The 16,023-nt window shown below is 35.9% G+C and carries 15 protein-coding genes and 3 tRNA genes; 4 read left to right on the top strand and 14 right to left on the bottom strand.

Features of this window, described 5'->3' with window-relative positions:
• Window positions 1–96: 96 nt before the first annotated feature.
• The 6 genes from BZG01_RS19305 to BZG01_RS19280 all read right to left on the bottom strand — a co-directional run bounded on the left by BZG01_RS19305 (window position 97) and on the right by BZG01_RS19280 (window position 2,640).
• Window positions 97–173 (bottom strand) — tRNA-Asp (locus BZG01_RS19305).
• Between the two features lie 54 nt (window positions 174–227).
• Window positions 228–304, bottom strand: a tRNA-Asp gene (locus tag BZG01_RS19300).
• Window positions 305–371: 67 nt separating this feature from the next.
• A tRNA-Asp gene (locus tag BZG01_RS19295) sits at window positions 372–445 on the bottom strand.
• A 151-nt stretch (window positions 446–596) separates the two neighbouring features.
• Window positions 597–1,145: a 16S rRNA (guanine(966)-N(2))-methyltransferase RsmD gene (gene rsmD, locus BZG01_RS19290; RefSeq protein WP_101311480.1), complete on the bottom strand. Its 549-nt coding sequence runs from the start codon at window positions 1,143–1,145 to the stop codon at window positions 597–599.
• The gene (locus BZG01_RS19285) at window positions 1,136–1,984 is read right to left on the bottom strand and encodes a DUF3822 family protein (protein ID WP_101311479.1); all 849 of its coding nucleotides are present in this window, start codon (window positions 1,982–1,984) and stop codon (window positions 1,136–1,138) included. The genes rsmD and BZG01_RS19285 overlap by 10 nt, the downstream gene beginning before the upstream one ends.
• Window positions 1,985–1,998: 14 nt before the next feature.
• A complete protein-coding gene (locus BZG01_RS19280; RefSeq protein WP_101311478.1) occupies window positions 1,999–2,640 on the bottom strand; it encodes a hypothetical protein in 642 nt (213 codons plus the stop codon).
• An 87-nt stretch (window positions 2,641–2,727) separates the two neighbouring features.
• On the opposite strand from BZG01_RS19280, the gene BZG01_RS19275 reads away from it, so the two are divergent.
• Window positions 2,728–4,161, top strand: a complete 1,434-nt coding sequence (locus BZG01_RS19275) for an ATP-dependent DNA helicase (RefSeq protein WP_101311477.1) — start codon at window positions 2,728–2,730, stop codon at window positions 4,159–4,161.
• Here the strand turns inward: BZG01_RS19275 and BZG01_RS19270 are convergent.
• The 8 genes from BZG01_RS19270 to BZG01_RS21915 all read right to left on the bottom strand — a co-directional run bounded on the left by BZG01_RS19270 (window position 4,158) and on the right by BZG01_RS21915 (window position 12,624).
• A complete protein-coding gene (locus tag BZG01_RS19270; RefSeq protein WP_101311476.1) occupies window positions 4,158–5,378 on the bottom strand; it encodes a response regulator in 1,221 nt (406 codons plus the stop codon). The genes BZG01_RS19275 and BZG01_RS19270 overlap by 4 nt on opposite strands.
• Window positions 5,379–5,423: 45 nt before the next feature.
• Window positions 5,424–7,169, bottom strand: a complete 1,746-nt coding sequence (locus tag BZG01_RS19265; RefSeq protein ID WP_101311475.1) for a phospho-sugar mutase — start codon at window positions 7,167–7,169, stop codon at window positions 5,424–5,426.
• A gap of 25 nt (window positions 7,170–7,194) precedes the next feature.
• The gene (gene rfbD / locus BZG01_RS19260) at window positions 7,195–8,067 is read right to left on the bottom strand and encodes a dTDP-4-dehydrorhamnose reductase (protein WP_101311474.1); all 873 of its coding nucleotides are present in this window, start codon (window positions 8,065–8,067) and stop codon (window positions 7,195–7,197) included.
• A 2-nt stretch (window positions 8,068–8,069) separates the two neighbouring features.
• Entirely contained in the window at window positions 8,070–8,660 is a 591-nt protein-coding gene (rfbC, locus tag BZG01_RS19255) for a dTDP-4-dehydrorhamnose 3,5-epimerase (RefSeq protein WP_245870435.1), read from the bottom strand.
• Complete coding sequence (gene rfbA, locus BZG01_RS19250; protein WP_101311473.1) at window positions 8,632–9,519, bottom strand: glucose-1-phosphate thymidylyltransferase RfbA; 888 nt, start codon at window positions 9,517–9,519, stop codon at window positions 8,632–8,634. Before rfbA ends, rfbC begins: the two co-directional genes overlap by 29 nt.
• Window positions 9,520–10,473 carry a UDP-glucuronic acid decarboxylase family protein gene (locus BZG01_RS19245; protein WP_101311472.1) on the bottom strand — a complete coding sequence of 318 codons (954 nt, stop codon included), beginning with the start codon at window positions 10,471–10,473 and terminating at the stop codon, window positions 9,520–9,522.
• A gap of 26 nt (window positions 10,474–10,499) precedes the next feature.
• On the bottom strand, window positions 10,500–11,840 hold the full coding sequence (locus BZG01_RS19240; RefSeq protein WP_101311471.1) for a UDP-glucose dehydrogenase family protein: 1,341 nt from the start codon (window positions 11,838–11,840) through the stop codon (window positions 10,500–10,502).
• A 205-nt stretch (window positions 11,841–12,045) separates the two neighbouring features.
• Entirely contained in the window at window positions 12,046–12,624 is a 579-nt protein-coding gene (locus tag BZG01_RS21915; RefSeq protein ID WP_101311470.1) for a PhnA domain-containing protein, read from the bottom strand.
• 268 nt (window positions 12,625–12,892) lie between these two features.
• Here BZG01_RS21915 and rpsA point away from each other — a divergent pair, with 268 nt between their 5' ends.
• The 3 genes from rpsA to BZG01_RS19220 are packed head-to-tail and all read left to right on the top strand — an operon-like array spanning window position 12,893 to window position 16,008.
• Window positions 12,893–14,698, top strand: a complete 1,806-nt coding sequence (gene rpsA, locus BZG01_RS19230; protein ID WP_101311469.1) for a 30S ribosomal protein S1 — start codon at window positions 12,893–12,895, stop codon at window positions 14,696–14,698.
• A 17-nt stretch (window positions 14,699–14,715) separates the two neighbouring features.
• Window positions 14,716–15,075 carry an STAS domain-containing protein gene (locus BZG01_RS19225; RefSeq protein WP_101311468.1) on the top strand — a complete coding sequence of 120 codons (360 nt, stop codon included), beginning with the start codon at window positions 14,716–14,718 and terminating at the stop codon, window positions 15,073–15,075.
• Window positions 15,076–15,078: 3 nt separating this feature from the next.
• Window positions 15,079–16,008, top strand: a complete 930-nt coding sequence (locus BZG01_RS19220; RefSeq protein WP_101311467.1) for a ribonuclease Z — start codon at window positions 15,079–15,081, stop codon at window positions 16,006–16,008.
• Window positions 16,009–16,023 lie beyond the last annotated feature (15 nt).

The following is a 16,023-nucleotide window of genomic DNA, read 5'->3' as shown; positions in this document are numbered from 1 at the left end:
ATGCGTGACAGGCATGTATTCTAACCAACTGAACTACCAAACCAAAATATTCTGTGATTTGTTTATTGTAAGAGTACAAATCAAAACTCTTTATTCTGGCGGTCTGGACGAGACTCGAACTCGCGACCCCATGCGTGACAGGCATGTATTCTAACCAACTGAACTACCAAACCAAAATATTCTGCGATTTGTTTATTGTAAGAGCAACAAATCAAAACTCTTTATTTTGGCGGTCTGGACGAGACTCGAACTCGCGACCCCATGCGTGACAGGCATGTATTCTAACCAACTGAACTACCAAACCAAAATATATGCATTTCCCAAAAGGGAAACTGCAAATCAAAAATAGTGCAAAGAACTTTTTCTTTTAGCGGTCTGGACGAGACTCGAACTCGCGACCCCATGCGTGACAGGCATGTATTCTAACCAACTGAACTACCAAACCTTTTTTTGATTGCGATGCAAAGATAATGCAAGTTTTCTTACTTGCAATATCTGTATGCAGTTTTTTTGACTGAGATTCTGCTTTAAGGTAGTAAAATAGCGGTTTTGAGCTTGTTACGCTGGTGAAAAAAATGCTTTTTTTTTGTAAAGATCTATTCTGATTCTTTTGCCGACTTAAAGAAGCTGAAATTTACACTTCCGTAAACTCTTTTTTCAGTAAAATTTGGATGTTCAGAAAAGTCATTCGACGAACCGTGTTCAATAATTAAAAGACCATCTTCGGTGAGTAATTCCTTTTCGAAAACTAAATTGGGAATTGTTTCAAGAGATTTCATGGCGAACGGAGGATCGGCAAATATCAAATCAAATTTTTGAGGAAAATTTCGGAGAAATCTAAAAACATCCGATTTAATTACTTGAATTTGTTCAAACTTTAATTCTTTAATTGTTTTTTGAATAAAAGAGAAGTGGTTGTGGTTTTTTTCCACACACATTACCTTTTCGGCGCCTCTGGAGGCAAATTCGTAACTAATACCTCCTGTACCCCCAAAAAGATCTAAAACGTTTAAATCTTCAAAATCAATAACGTTATTTAATACATTGAAAAGGCTTTCTTTGGCAAAATCGGTTGTTGGCCTGGCCTTAAAATTTTTATCCGGAGATATCCTTCTTCCCCTATGAGTCCCACTTACTATTCGCACCTGGATAAATTTAAAAGATTAATGAATTGATTGTATTCCTTGTGTGGAATACTTTTATTTATTCTAAACTCCGATGGAAGTATTTTAACTTCAACCTGACCTAGGTATTTTTTTAGTAAAAGAATTACATTGCTATCTTCCTGAACGAGTCCGTCAATAATTAGCCTGCTTCTCTCATTATTTAACTTTTGTTGTTTAAAGATGTTGAGAATATAGTAGGCTAAATCAGAACTTGCGCTGTATGAGAATGTGTTTATGAAATGTTTCCCGTTTCGATCAGGTATAATTACATGAAAAAAGTAATTCTGAATGTTCAAAAAAACCTGTGGGTGATTTTCAGCAATTTTTTGATTCAATGCCTCTTTGTAAAAGGGCAGGCAATGATGATACAGCTTACTGTTTTTAAAGTGAGATTGAACAAATTCTTTAATGTTGTTAGGAAAAGAGAATACAATCCACGATTTTAATTCGGGAAGCTCATTCCATTCCAGATATTCATTTTTTTCAAGGCAATGAGATAATTGAAAGCTCTCAAAAGCAAAGTCTTCCGAGAAAAACTCTGATGGAATAAGCAATACTTTATCAGAGATCCAAAGAAGCGAAACATCCTTAAAACTTAAATTTAAGAGTTCGTGGTTTCGAACAATTTCAATAAATGAATTTATTGGATTATTGTCGCTGTTTGTTTTGAAAGGAATGAACTGATTTAATGCGATGCACTCCTTATGCCCGTTGAGTATAGAAAAAGAAAATCCATCCAGGCTTACCTGGATGGATAGTGTATATTCTTTTGTTTTGTTTTTATCAAATGATGAATCAACAAATACAAGGTCGCTCATGTATAATTTTATATTTATTCCCAGTTACCTGCGTTGTTGTTTGCTTCTTCAAGAGAACCAACCATTAAACCAGGATATTTATTTAAACGAATACGGTTTCCATTTTCTTCAAGAACTTCTTCACGATATTCATCCATAATATCATCAAAAATATCCATGTTGGAAACTTTTGCTTCAAAAACCTGAACTTTTACATTCGATCCGGTTACAAATACAGTTGCACCTAATTTAAATTGTTTTTGTCCTTTGGTAAAAGGAACAAAACGTAAATTCTCGATTGCATATTCTCTTCCAAAAACAGTGTCAAGAGCTGAAATCATTACTGTATCACGAGTGATGAATCCTTTTTTTACAGCTTCTTTTTCAGTCATACCAGCTTCAACTTGCTCATCAGTAAGAGAACCTATCGCTTTAATCAAAGGCATAGAGTCAGTTTTGATAAAATTAATTAAAGTGTCAAAACTTCCGGTATATTTACCATTAACATCTTTGTAAGCACCTTCTGCTTTACGGATATCTTTCAACTGTTCAATAATTCTAGCGTACCTTTGATCTTTGATTTTACCAAATTTAATCGGTTTCATAATGCTTTGGTAGCTTAAAAAAGCAAGAACAACAATAGCTATGGCAAGTAAGATTTGAAAGACTTTTTTCATTTTTATTCTTATTAGTTTGTAAGTTTGTCTGCAAATTTAAAAAAAAAATCTATTTGGTTATTTTTCTAGCCATTAAAATTATCAGAAATGTTAAAAAATCATGTTGCCTTACTAATTAGTGAAAGTTTGAACTTCGAACCAACCGATGATCAGCAAAGGGCAATTGACTGTTTAGCAGATTATGTAACGAAGAATGATGAAGGTGGAATTTTTCTGTTAAAAGGTTATGCCGGTACCGGAAAAACGACTCTGGTGAGTGCTTTGGTATCTGTTTTAGATAAAATGAAAATTAATTCAGTTCTTCTGGCACCAACTGGTAGGGCGGCAAAGGTTCTGTCTCATTATTCAAAAAAATCAGCTTTTACAATCCATAAAAAGATTTACCGGCAGAAGTCATTAACTGATGATCTCGGGATATTTGCTTTGGATCGAAATTTAAATAATAACACTGTTTTTTTAGTGGATGAGGCTTCCATGATTTCCAATTATTCTGCAGAGGCATCCGTTTTTGGTTCCGGCAGATTATTGGATGATTTAATGCAATATGTTTTTTCAGGAAAAAATTGCCGTTTGATTCTAATAGGTGATACTGCACAGTTGCCTCCAATTGGATTGGATATAAGTCCGGCTCTTGATCCTCATGAGTTGGAGTCGTGTTACAATTTACCTGTAACAGAGATGATTTTAACTCAGGTGGTTCGCCAAAATCAGGAATCAGGCATTTTAATGAATGCGACTAATTTAAGGGGTATGCTGGCCGATGAAAAAAGTGGTTATCCTGTTTTAACAACAGAAAATTACCCGGATATAAAACGAATTGGCGGAGCCGAACTGATAGAAGAAATCTCCAATGCTCATTATAAATATGGCTTGGAGGAAACAATTGTAATCAGCCGCTCCAATAAAAGGGCGAATAAATTCAATCAGGGAATTCGAAATACAGTTCTGTACCGTGAGGAAGAAATTTCAGGCGGTGACTATTTAATGGTTGTGAAAAATAATTATTTCTGGGCTCAGGATATTAAAGAAATGGATTTTATTGCTAACGGCGATATTGTTGAAATTGTTCGGATACATAAGCATCTGGAAATGTATGGATTTCGTTATGCTGAAGTTACCATTCGATTTCCGGATTACAAAGATGTGGAGTTGGATACTATGATCATGCTGGATACTTTGGATATCGAAACGGCATCACTTGGTTATGAGGAAAATAAAAAGCTGTTTTTTACCATTGCCGAAGATTATGCTGATATTCGTTCCAAGAAAAAGCGATATGAAAAAGTTCGTGATAATAAATTCTTTAATGCCTTGCAAGTGAAATTTTCATATGCCGTAACCTGCCACAAAGCTCAAGGTGGACAATGGAAAACAGTATTTGTAGATCAAGGCTACCTAACCGATGAGTTATTGACAGCAGAATATTACCGTTGGCTTTATACTGCGGTAACACGGGCTACTGAAAAATTATTTCTGGTTAATTTTAAAAAAGAATTCTTTCCTAACGAGAACGAGAATTAAAGTTCAATACCTATAATTAGAATATCATCGGTTTGTTCATTGTTTTCTTTCCAACTTTCAAACCAATTAAAAATATCCGATTTTTGAAGATTAATGGATTTTGATTGAATTGTTAGTAATTTGTCGTAAAACTGCTTCTTTTTAAGTGTTTTAAGCTGTTGTCCTCCAAGTTGGTCAGTGATACCATCTGTGTACAGGAAAATGCGGTCACCGACCTGTGTTTCTATTTTTTTAATTGTGAATTCGGCAAACTCTGATTCTTTGCCTATAGAATTGCGGTCACCTTGAATTTCGAATAAAGAATATTCATCACTCCTGTCTTTAGCCTCAATAGTTTCGTTATTGCATTTTAAGGGGGCTGAAGTCTTTCTGATTAAAACAAGAGATCTTTTTGCTCCTACAAATTCCAATATATGTTCTTGTGGGTAAATGGAGCAAAATAATCCATCCATTCCGTCATATTGCGTGTAGGTATCACTGGATGTATTCAGAATCCGGCTAAATTTCTGACTGAGAAGTGGAAAAACATGTTCTGCACTAATTTCGTTCCCATTTTGAGAAAGAGTGTGCAACTCCATTTGCCCCATAACAGTTAACATGGCTGCAGGAACTCCGTGACCGGTACAATCAAATAAACCAATGTTCTTCTTATGGAAATTCTGTTGAATCCAATAAAAATCTCCGCTTACAACATGTTTAGGCAGATTAATGATGAAGGATTTAGAGAATAATCTTCTGAAATTTTCCGCATCGGGAAGAATCGATCTTTGAATTCTACCTGCATGAATCATACCTTGATGAATATCATAGTAAGATTTGTATTTGGAAATTTCTTGTTTTTGTTCATTGATTTGAAATGCAATTAATACTTTGGTTTGCAGTTCGGTAAAATCAATTGGTTTTTTAACGTAGTCCTGAGCGCCTAAACTTAAGGTTGCTTTAATGGATTCCATTTCTGTTTTGGCCGAAACCATAATAACAGGAATTTCTTTCAGTCTTTCATTCAATTGGATTTTTTCAAGAACTTCGATTCCATCCATTACGGGCATCATAATGTCAAGAAGAATAACATCAGGAATGTTATCGTTTAGCCAATCAAGAGCTTGTTGGCCTCCTTCTTTTGAAATGACAGTATAATCACGTCTGAAATATGCTTCAATTAATTTATTATTAATTGGAGAATCGTCAACAGATAGAATGGTTCTTTTGTTATCCATAATAAGTTAAAAGGTATAGGGTAGCATAAAGCTACCCTAAAAATATCAGTTTAATTCTAAAGAGCTAATAATTCCTTGAATTTTTTTATTGGCTTTATCTTCAGTAGCGTAAAAATCTTCAATTGAAGCAAGGTTTTCACGGACTTCGAAATAATATTTAATTTTAGGTTCGGTTCCCGACGGACGAACAGAAATCTTTGTTCCGTCTTCCAAATAAAATTGAAGAACATCTGCTGTTGTTTCAAAATCTAAAGCAGTTTCTTCTCCTGTTACCGGATTGGTGGCTATTCTTGTTGAATAATCTTTAACCAAAACCAAGGTTGATCCGTTAATTTTTTTCGGACGATTGTAGCGGTAGTCGTACATTAATTTTTCAATTTCCTGTGCTCCTTCCAGCCCTTCACGAACGATGTAAATCATTTTCTCTTTCGAGTAACCATATTCTACATAGATATCTTTAAGGATATCGAATACGTTTTTCCCTTGCTCTTTAGCCCAGGCAGCAATCTCGGCCATAATACTGCAGGAAGATACTGCATCTTTATCACGGGTAAAATCACCTGGCATGTAACCAAAGGATTCTTCACCGCCACCAATGTAGTTTTTATCAGGATTCTTTCTGATCACGTCAGCAATCCATTTAAATCCTGTGTAAGCATCAAAACATTGTACTCCATTTTGCTCGGCTACATCCTTGAATAGTTCTGTTGTAACAATAGTTTTTACTACATAATCGTTACCAGTTAGTAATCCAAGTTCTTTTCTTCTACTAATTAAGTAGTAGTTGAAAATGAGAGCAGTCTGATTTCCATTTACAATTTCCCACTCGCCTTTATCATTAGTTGCAGCAATGCCCAAACGGTCACCATCCGGGTCACAAGCCATCACCAAATCAGCATTAATTTCTTTGGCTTTATCAACAGCCATTTTAAGAGCTTCCGGTTCTTCAGGATTGGCTGACCATACAGTAGGAAAGTTACCATCTACAACATCTTGTTCAGGAATATGAATTACATTCTCGAAACCGTAATTTTTTAACGAAGCAGGAACTAGTTTTACTGTTGTTCCATGCAAAGGAGTAAAAACAATTTTTAAATCTTTTTGATTTTTAATCGCTTCCGGTGAAAGGCTTAATGTTTTAACTGTATCCAGATAAAGCTTGTCCATATCTTCTCCAAGCACTTCTATTAAAGCAGGATTACCTTCGAATTTGATTTCTTCAAGTTTTACGGCCTTAACCTCAGCAATTACATTTTTATCGTGAGGAACAACCAACTGAGAACCGTCTTCCCAATATGCTTTGTATCCATTATATTCTTTAGGATTGTGTGAGGCGGTTATAATCACACCCGATTGACAGCCCAATTGACGAATTGCAAAAGACATCTCAGGCGTTGGTCTTAAATCTTCAAAAATATATGCTTTAATACCGTTTGCCGAGAAAATATTGGCAACAGTATCAGAGTATAATTTGCTGTTGTTACGACAATCATATCCAATGCAAACAGAAAGATTATCTTGTCCGGCAAATACTTTGTTGATATAGTTTGCCAATCCTTGGGTGGCGGCTCCAACAGTATAAATATTCATTCTATTTGTTCCCGGCCCCATTTTGCCTCGTAATCCTCCGGTTCCAAATTCAAGATCTTTATAAAAAGAATCTATTAAATCAGTTTTATCTTCTTTCTCTAATAATGATTTTACAGCATTCTTTGTTTCCTGATCGTAGTTCCCCTCAAGCCAGATTTTGGCTTTTTCATTTACTATTTCAAAAATCTCAGTTTTGTTCATCTTTGACACTATTTCTTTTGGTTAACTATTCCGTAATTCTTTTAATACAATGTTCAATTCTGCTTCTCCAGTGTGGTATTTCTATCGTAAAAATATGTTTAATTTTCGATTTATTCAAAACGCTGTAGTGAGGCCTTTTTGCAAGGCATTGAAAATCCATACTTTCAATGCTGTTAATTTTACATTTATTTTTCGACGTGTTTTGTATTTCTGTGGCAAAATCGTACCAGCTGCAAACGCCTTCGTTGGAGTAATGGTAGGTTCCAAAATCATTAAATTTACTATTTTTATCAATACTCTCAATAATTTGAATGATTGCAGAAGCTAAATCATGTGCATAGGTTGGTGTTCCTATTTGATCGCTTACAACGCCTAATGAATCTTTTTCTTTCCCCAGCCGAAGCATGGTTTTTAGAAAATTCTTACCGAAGGGGGAGTATAGCCATGAGGTACGTATTATGATGTGTTTTTTGCAGGTGTTTCGAACATTTTCTTCTCCTTCAAATTTTGTTCTGCCGTAAACTCCCATTGGTTTTGCTTTTTGATCCTCAGAATAAGGAACCGAATTGTCGCCAGAGAACACATAGTCGGTAGAAATATGAATTAAAGTGATGTTATTCTGAGAAGTTGCTGTAGCCAGGTTTTTTACAGCATCAGCATTTATCAATCTGGCAGCATCCTCATTTTCTTCTGCCTGATCAACATTTGTGTAGGCGGCGCAATTAACAATGTAGGCGATTTGTTTATCCTTGAGGTAATTGCTTATTGCATCCAAAGAGCTGATGTCCAATTCTTCAATATCCGTAAAGAAAAACTGAAGATTGCTAAACTTTGCCGATAGCTCTTTTATCTCAGTACCCAACTGCCCGTTAGAGCCTGTAATTAGGATTTTTGTCATGCTCATTTGCTGTATTTAAAATTCTTTTCAGCTTCTTTGAAATTTGGATATACTTTATCCTTTGGGGATATGATAGCTTTGCCCGGCTCTATTCTCCAATTTATATTTAAGAATGGATCGTTGAAGTTAATTCCTCTTTCTGCTTCAGGATTATAAAAATTATCGCATTTGTAAATGAAGGTCGCAGATTCGCTTAAGACAGAGAATCCGTGTGCAAATCCCTTCGGAATTAGAAATTGAATTTTATTATCCGCAGACAATTCAATGCCACTCCATTGCCCGAAAGTTGGAGAATCTTTTCTTAAATCAACAGCAACATCAAACACTTTACCTTCTATTACGCGTACCAATTTTGTTTGAGAGTATGGAGCCAACTGATAATGAAGCCCTCTTATTACTCCATGTCCGGATTTTGATTCATTATTTTGAACAAAGGATAAGTCAAGACCTTTTTCCCGGAAAATCTTTTCGTTGTAGCTTTCGAAAAAATATCCTCGTTCGTCTTCAAAGACTCTTGGTTTGATTATTAATAAATCGGGAATTTTGGTTTTGATAATTTCCATGTTAGCTGCACTGCTTATTGATGTTTTCATTGGCTACCATCATCAAATATTCTCCGTATTGATTTTTGAGTAATGGTTGAGCTAATTCAATTAGTTGTTCTTTGTTTATGAATCCGCTTCGGTAAGCAATCTCTTCCAAACAGGCAACTTTTAATCCTTGTCGTTGCTCTATTGTAGCAATGTAATTGGATGCCTGAAGCATGCTGTCATGTGTTCCCGTATCCAGCCAGGCAATTCCACGCCCTAAAACCTGAAGCTTAAGATTGTTTTCTTTTAAATAGATGAGGTTTAGATCTGTTATTTCGAGTTCTCCGCGTTTTGATGGTTTTAAAGACTTGGCCTTTTCAACCACAGTATTGTCGTAAAAATACAAGCCGGTTACTGCATAGTTGGATTTAGGATGTTTAGGTTTTTCTTCCAGACTTTTCACTTTGCCATTCTCATCAAAATCGGCAACACCATATCTTTCCGGATCTTTCACATGATAGCCAAATACCAGTGCTCCTTCGGTTAGTTTTGCCGAAGCGGTAAGTTGTTTGCCAAATTCATATCCGTAATACAGATTGTCGCCCAATATCATACAAACAGGACTGTTTCCGATAAACTCTTCACCAATAATAAATGCTTGTGCTAATCCATCCGGTGAAGCTTGTTCTGCATACGAAAGGTCAAGACCGAACTGGTTCCCATTTCCAAAAAGATCTTTGTACAGAGGTAAATCTTTTGGAGTAGAAATAATTAGAATTTCCTTTATTCCTGCAAGCATCAAAACGGAAAGAGGGTAGTATATCATTGGTTTGTCGTAAACCGGAATGATTTGTTTCGAAATGCTTTTTGTAATCGGATAAAGCCTTGTGCCCGAACCTCCGGCCAATATGATTCCTTTCATTTAGTGTGTTGGTTTTATTGATAATAAGTTATCAAAATACGAAATAGTTCGAAGTAAACCTTCATTTAACTGGATTTTTGGTTCCCAATTATTCAATTCCTTTTTTGCAAGACTAATGTTTGGCTGTCTTTGCGAGGGATCATCTTTTGGTAAGGGTAAATAAATGATCTTAGAGCTTGAATTGGTTAGTGCAATTACTTTTTGAGCCAATTCCAAAATTGTAAACTCATTTGGGTTACCAATATTCACAGGGCCAATAAATTCTTTTCTTGAATCCATCATTCTAATCATACCTTCCAAAAGATCATCAACATATTGAAAACTTCTGGTCTGCAAACCATCACCGAAGAGAGTGATATCTTCGCCTTTTAGTGCCTGAACAATAAAATTCGAAACAACACGGCCGTCATTTGGGTGCATGTTGGGGCCGTAAGTGTTGAAAATACGCACAATTTTTATTGCAACATTGTTTTGTATATGATAATCCATAAACAAGGTTTCGGCACAACGCTTTCCTTCATCGTAGCAGGAACGAATGCCAATTGGGTTTACATTTCCCCAATAGTCTTCTGTTTGCGGATGAATTTCAGGATCGCCGTAAACTTCACTTGTTGATGCCTGAAGAATTTGAGCGTTTATTCTTTTGGCGAGTCCAAGTAAATTTATTGAGCCCATTACCGAAGTTTTGGTCGTCTTAATTGGGTTGTATTGGTAGTGTATCGGAGAAGCAGGACAGGCCAAATTGTAGATTTGATCTACTTCGGCATAGTATGGTTCTGTAATGTCGTGACGAACAAGCTCAAAATACGGATTGTCTGTTAAATGAGCAATATTTCTTTTTGAGCCTGTAAAATAGTTGTCCAAACAGATCACATCATTGCCTTCGTTAAGTAATCTTTCGCAAAGATGGGAGCCAATAAATCCGGCGCCTCCGGTAATCAAAATTCTCTTCATAGTTTAACTCCTTTGGTCTTATTTGTTTACACAACAGCTTCTTTTTTAATGATTTCTCTTCCAATAGAATAATAGGTGTAGTTCAGTTCTTTCATTTCAGAAAGGTCATAAATATTTCGTCCGTCGAAAATTAATTTTTCCTTCATCAATTTTTCCATCACTTTAAAGTTTGGAAGTCTGAATTCCGACCATTCAGTAACTATTAGTAAAGCATCGGCATCAATTAAAGCTTCGTATTGGTCTTTGGCATAGCTGATTGTGTCGCCAATTTTCCGATGGCATTCTTTTGCAGCAACAGGATCATAAGCAATTACTTCTGCTCCTTCACTTAAAAGTTTGTTGATAATAACCAATGATGGAGCCTCTCTCATATCATCAGTGTTTGGTTTGAATGATAAACCCCAAAGAGCAATTTTTTTGCCCCTTAAATCTCCATCAAAATGCGCCATCATCTTTTTGTACAGCACGCTTTTCTGGCGGTTGTTTACCAATTCAACAGATTTTAAAATTTCAAGAGGATGTCCCTTTTGTTCCGCTGTTTTAATAAGAGCCTGAACGTCTTTTGGAAAACAGGATCCGCCATATCCTGTGCCTGGATAGATAAATTTATTTCCAATACGGCTATCTGATCCAATACCACGGCGAACGTTATTTACATCAGCTCCTACAATCTCGCAAAGATTGGCAATGTCATTCATGAAAGAGATTTTTGTTGCCAGCATTGAGTTAGCAGCATATTTTGTCATTTCTGCCGAAGGAATATCCATAAAAATTACCGGATGATTATTCATTAGAAATGGCTTGTAGAGTTTGGTCATTACTGCCTGAGCTCTTTCCGATTCTGTTCCAATTACCACTCTGTCAGGTTTTAGAAAATCGTCAATTGCAGCTCCTTCTTTTAAAAATTCCGGGTTCGAAGCAACGTCAAATTGAATATCAACATTTCGGCTTGTTAGCTCGTTTTTAAGGGCGGCTTTAACTTTTTCAGCAGTTCCAATTGGTACGGTACTTTTAGTAACAACTACAAGGTAGTGATCAATGTATTGTCCAATTTCTCTTGCTACACCAATTACGTATTGAAGATCTGCACTTCCATCTTCGTCTGGTGGGGTGCCAACAGCAATAAAAACGGCATCAGCATCATAAATACTATCTTTTAAACTATTTGAAAAAAACAATCGGCCTTTTTCCATATTACGTTTTACCATTGGCTCCAAGCCAGGCTCGTAAATTGGAATAATACCTTTATTTAAATTGTCTATTTTAGTCTGATCTACATCAACGCATGTGACAGTAATTCCCGTTTCTGCAAAGCAAGTTCCGGAAACTAAACCTACATAACCGGTACCAACAATAGTAATGTTCATTTCGTTCGTTTTAGAGTTTTATTTGGATGGCGTAAATTATGATGTAAATAAAGCGAAATTAATTCACTAATAAAATGATTTTGATGGCTGATTTTAGTGCATTGGGACATCTTATATCACTAAAAAGAATTGTTGTGAAAAAGAGTAGGGATGCCAAATTAACAGCATCCCTACGCTAGTATATATTCAACTTATTAATGCTGATCTAGTTCGATTTCTTCACGTATTTAGTTAAGATCACAATCTGCTGTCCTTCTACACGGCCTTCAATATGTTCTGCGTTATCTGCTACCAGAGAGATATTACGAACAGCAGTTCCACGTTTGGCTGTAAAACCACCACCTTTTACATTTAAATCCTTGATTAGGGTAACTGTATCGCCAGCTTGCAGTTGTGCTCCGTTACTATCGATATGTTTTACTGCATCTTCGTCGTTATCGTCTTCGCCGGTTGCTTTGGCCCATTCTAAAGTTTCCTCGTCCAGATAAAGCATATCCAGTAAATCTTGCGGCCACCCTTCTGAGCGCAATCTGTTTAGCATGCGCCAAGCCATTACCTGAACAGCAGGAACTGTGCTCCACATGCTGTCGTTTAAGCAACGCCAATGGTTGGCATCTGCTAGTTCCGGGTTTTCAATTTGAGAATGGCAGGTCGCACAAACCAATATGTTTTTATCGGCAGTTCCATTTGTTGGAGAGACTTCGTATGCTTTTAAATCTTCTTTTGCACCACACAATTCGCAAAGGGAACCGCTTCTGCTATGTAATTCTTTTTCAATATTCATTTTCTTATTGTTTAATTTGTGTCTGTTGAACAATCTTTTTTCTTAGATTGACCAGCTCGATTTATCAGAGCACAAAGTTAAACGAGTTTATTTAAAATATAAATAGTGTGTCGAAATAGTTTTGGTTAAAGAGCTTGATAATTGTGATTATTTTAATGGATTTCCTGAAAAAATAGCTGTAACTTATATATTCCTCAGAATAATTGTATACTTTTGCACCGAATTTTATATATAATGTCTAATTTATTAGTGAAAAGTAATTAAACAAATGATTGAAGAAAACAAAAAAGTAGACAGTTCTGCTCCAGATGCAGAATTTGATTGGGATGCGTTCACAAGTGACGAAGGTTTCGCTGGTGGAAACAGAAAAGATTTAGAAGAAATGTATGATAAAACTTTATCTACCATTTCTGAAAAAGAAGTAATTGATGGTACAGTTATTTCAATGAACAAAAGAGAAGTTGTAATCAATATTGGTTACAAATCCGACGGTATTGTCAGCTTAAACGAATTCAGATATAATACTGAATTAGCAATTGGTGATACAGTTGAAGTTTATGTTGAAAATCAAGAAGACAAAAAAGGACAGTTAGTTCTTTCACACAAAAAAGCTCGTGCGTTACGTTCATGGGATCGTGTTAACGCGGCTCTTGAAAAAGACGAAATTATTAAGGGTTACATCAAATGCCGTACTAAAGGTGGTATGATCGTTGATGTATTTGGAATCGAGGCTTTCTTGCCAGGATCTCAAATTGATGTTAAGCCTATCCGCGACTACGATGTATTCGTTGGAAAAACTATGGAATTCAAAGTTGTGAAAATCAACCACGAATTCAAAAATGTTGTTGTATCTCACAAAGCTCTTATCGAAGCTGAATTGGAACAACAGAAGAAAGAAATTATCGCTAAGCTTGAAAAAGGTCAGGTTCTTGAAGGAACTGTTAAAAACATCACTTCTTACGGTGTGTTTATTGACTTAGGTGGAGTAGATGGTTTAATCCATATTACTGACCTGTCATGGGGTAGAGTAACTCACCCAAGCGAGATTGTTGAATTAGATCAGAAATTGAACGTTGTTATCCTTGATTTTGATGATGATAAAAAACGTATCGCTCTTGGTCTAAAACAATTAACTCCTCATCCATGGGATGCTCTTGATGCAGAAATGAAAGTTGGCGATAACTTGAAAGGAAAAGTTGTTGTTATGGCTGATTATGGTGCATTTGTTGAGATCGCTACTGGTGTTGAAGGATTAATTCACGTATCAGAGATGTCTTGGTCACAGCATTTGAGATCTGCTCAGGATTTCATGAAAGTTGGAGACGAGGTAGAAGCTCAAATCTTAACATTGGATCGCGACGAGAGAAAAATGTCTCTTGGTATCAAGCAATTGAAACAAGATCCTTGGGAAGGAATTGAGGCTAAATATGCTGTTAACTCTAAGCACACTGCTAAAGTTCGCAACTTCACTAATTTTGGTGTATTTGTTGAAATCGAAGAAGGTGTTGACGGATTAATTCATATTTCAGATCTTTCCTGGACTAAGAAAGTGAAGCATCCAGCTGAATTTACTACTATCGGTGCTGAAATTGAAGTTGTTGTTCTTGAAATAGATAAGGATAACAGAAGATTAAGTTTAGGACACAAACAATTGGAAGAAAATCCATGGGATGTATTCGAAACAATCTTTACAACCGACTCAGTTCACGAAGGAACTATCGTTGATATTTTCGAAAAAGGTGCTGTAATTGCTCTTCCTTACGGAGTGGAAGGATTTGCAACTCCACGTCACCTTGTGAAAGAAGATGGCTCGCAAGCTAAAGTTGAAGAAAAATTAACTTTCAAAGTTATTGAATTTTCAAAAGCAGCGAAAAGAATCATTCTTTCTCACTCAAGAACTTTCGAAGATGAGAAGAAAGCTGACGAGACTGCGAAGAAAAAAGAAGTAGCAAAAATCGCTAAAAAAGGAGTTAAAAAAGTGAAAGATTCACTAGAAAAGACTACCTTAGGTGATATATCAGAACTAGCTGCTTTGAAATCGCAAATGGAAAGCGACGAAGTTGGCGAGAAATAATTAAAAATTAAGTAATTATGGATTTCAAGATTGACAAGAAAGATGGTTATACCCTTGTACAGGTATTGAAAGACAAGTTGGATACCCACATTGCTCCTGCTTTAAAATCAGAATTGGTTTTAATTTCCGGAAATGGTGAGAAAAGTATCCTTTTGGATTTAACTCCTTGTACATATTGTGATTCGTCTGGTCTTAGTGCAATACTTGTAGCCAATAGGTTGTGTAAAAATGCTAATGGAACATTTGTGCTTCATGGCCTGCAGCCTGCTGTTGAACGATTAGTTTCAATTTCTCAGTTGGATTCGGTTCTAAATATTTCTTATAATATGGATGATGCTGTTTCAACGATGAAAGGTCAAATTGAATTAAACAAATAGTTAGTGAAATTTGAAGTAACAATCTTAGGCAGTAACTCTGCTTTACCAACTACCAAAAGATTCCCAACCGCTCAAGTACTCAATGTACTTGAGCGGTTTTTTTTAATAGACTGCGGAGAGGGAACACAAATTCAAATGAAGCGGTTCAGAGTTCCGATGAGCCGAATCAACCATATTCTAATTTCGCACATGCATGGCGATCATATCTTTGGATTGATTGGTTTGCTGTCTACTTTCTCGCTTCAGGGACGAAAATCGGATCTTCATATTTACGGTCATAGTAAATTGGAAAGATTCATTCAGTTTCAATTGGAACTGTTGGAGACGAAACTTGATTATCAGATTTTTTATCATACCATTTTTGGAACCGAAATTCAAACCTTATTTGAGGATGATTCTGTAATTGTACAGTCATTTCCTTTAAAACACGGTGCAATGCCTTGTGCTGGATTTCTGTTTAAAGAAAAGGAAAGACTTCGGACTTTAAAATCGGATATGCTGACTTTTTATAATATTCCTATTAAAAACAGGCATGCTATTAAGCAAGGCGAAGATTTTATTCGTGAAGATGGAGAGGTGGTTCCGAATAAAAAGTTGACAAACGATCCGCTAAAAGTAAGAAGTTACGCTTTTTGTACAGATACGGCGTATTTGCCAAAAATTGCACCAATAATTGAAGGTGTCGATTTATTGTATCATGAAGCAACATTTTTAAAGGCAGAAGAAAAGCGGGCAAAGAAAACCTACCATTCAACCGCAGAACAAGCAGCGAAAATCGCTGTAGAAGCTAATGTGAAAAAATTACTAATTGGTCATTTTTCTGCTCGTTTCGAGGATTTAAAAGAACATCTAAAAGAGGCAAAAGATGTTTTCCCAAATTCAGCACTGGCCGAAGATGGGAAAAAGTTTTTTGTGGAACTTGATAGGGATTAATCATATTACAATCAA

The organism is Labilibaculum manganireducens (assembly GCF_002843385.1).
Lineage (GTDB): Bacteria > Bacteroidota > Bacteroidia > Bacteroidales > Marinifilaceae > Labilibaculum > Labilibaculum manganireducens.
This window is presented reverse-complemented; position numbering and strand designations above follow the sequence as displayed.

Coding starts and splice junctions, on each gene's coding strand:
- BZG01_RS19285 (WP_101311479.1), bottom strand. CDS start 1,984: ATGAGCGACCTTGTATTTGTTGATTCATCATTTGATAAAAACAAAACA.
- BZG01_RS19240 (WP_101311471.1), bottom strand. CDS start 11,840: ATGAACATTACTATTGTTGGTACCGGTTATGTAGGTTTAGTTTCCGGA.
- rpsA (WP_101311469.1), top strand. CDS start 12,893: ATGATTGAAGAAAACAAAAAAGTAGACAGTTCTGCTCCAGATGCAGAA.
- BZG01_RS19270 (WP_101311476.1), bottom strand. CDS start 5,378: ATGGATAACAAAAGAACCATTCTATCTGTTGACGATTCTCCAATTAAT.
- rfbC (WP_245870435.1), bottom strand. CDS start 8,660: ATGAAAACATCAATAAGCAGTGCAGCTAACATGGAAATTATCAAAACC.
- BZG01_RS19225 (WP_101311468.1), top strand. CDS start 14,716: ATGGATTTCAAGATTGACAAGAAAGATGGTTATACCCTTGTACAGGTA.
- BZG01_RS21915 (WP_101311470.1), bottom strand. CDS start 12,624: ATGAATATTGAAAAAGAATTACATAGCAGAAGCGGTTCCCTTTGCGAA.
- rfbD (WP_101311474.1), bottom strand. CDS start 8,067: ATGACAAAAATCCTAATTACAGGCTCTAACGGGCAGTTGGGTACTGAG.
- BZG01_RS19280 (WP_101311478.1), bottom strand. CDS start 2,640: ATGAAAAAAGTCTTTCAAATCTTACTTGCCATAGCTATTGTTGTTCTT.
- BZG01_RS19275 (WP_101311477.1), top strand. CDS start 2,728: ATGTTAAAAAATCATGTTGCCTTACTAATTAGTGAAAGTTTGAACTTC.
- BZG01_RS19245 (WP_101311472.1), bottom strand. CDS start 10,473: ATGAAGAGAATTTTGATTACCGGAGGCGCCGGATTTATTGGCTCCCAT.
- rfbA (WP_101311473.1), bottom strand. CDS start 9,519: ATGAAAGGAATCATATTGGCCGGAGGTTCGGGCACAAGGCTTTATCCG.
- BZG01_RS19265 (WP_101311475.1), bottom strand. CDS start 7,169: ATGAACAAAACTGAGATTTTTGAAATAGTAAATGAAAAAGCCAAAATC.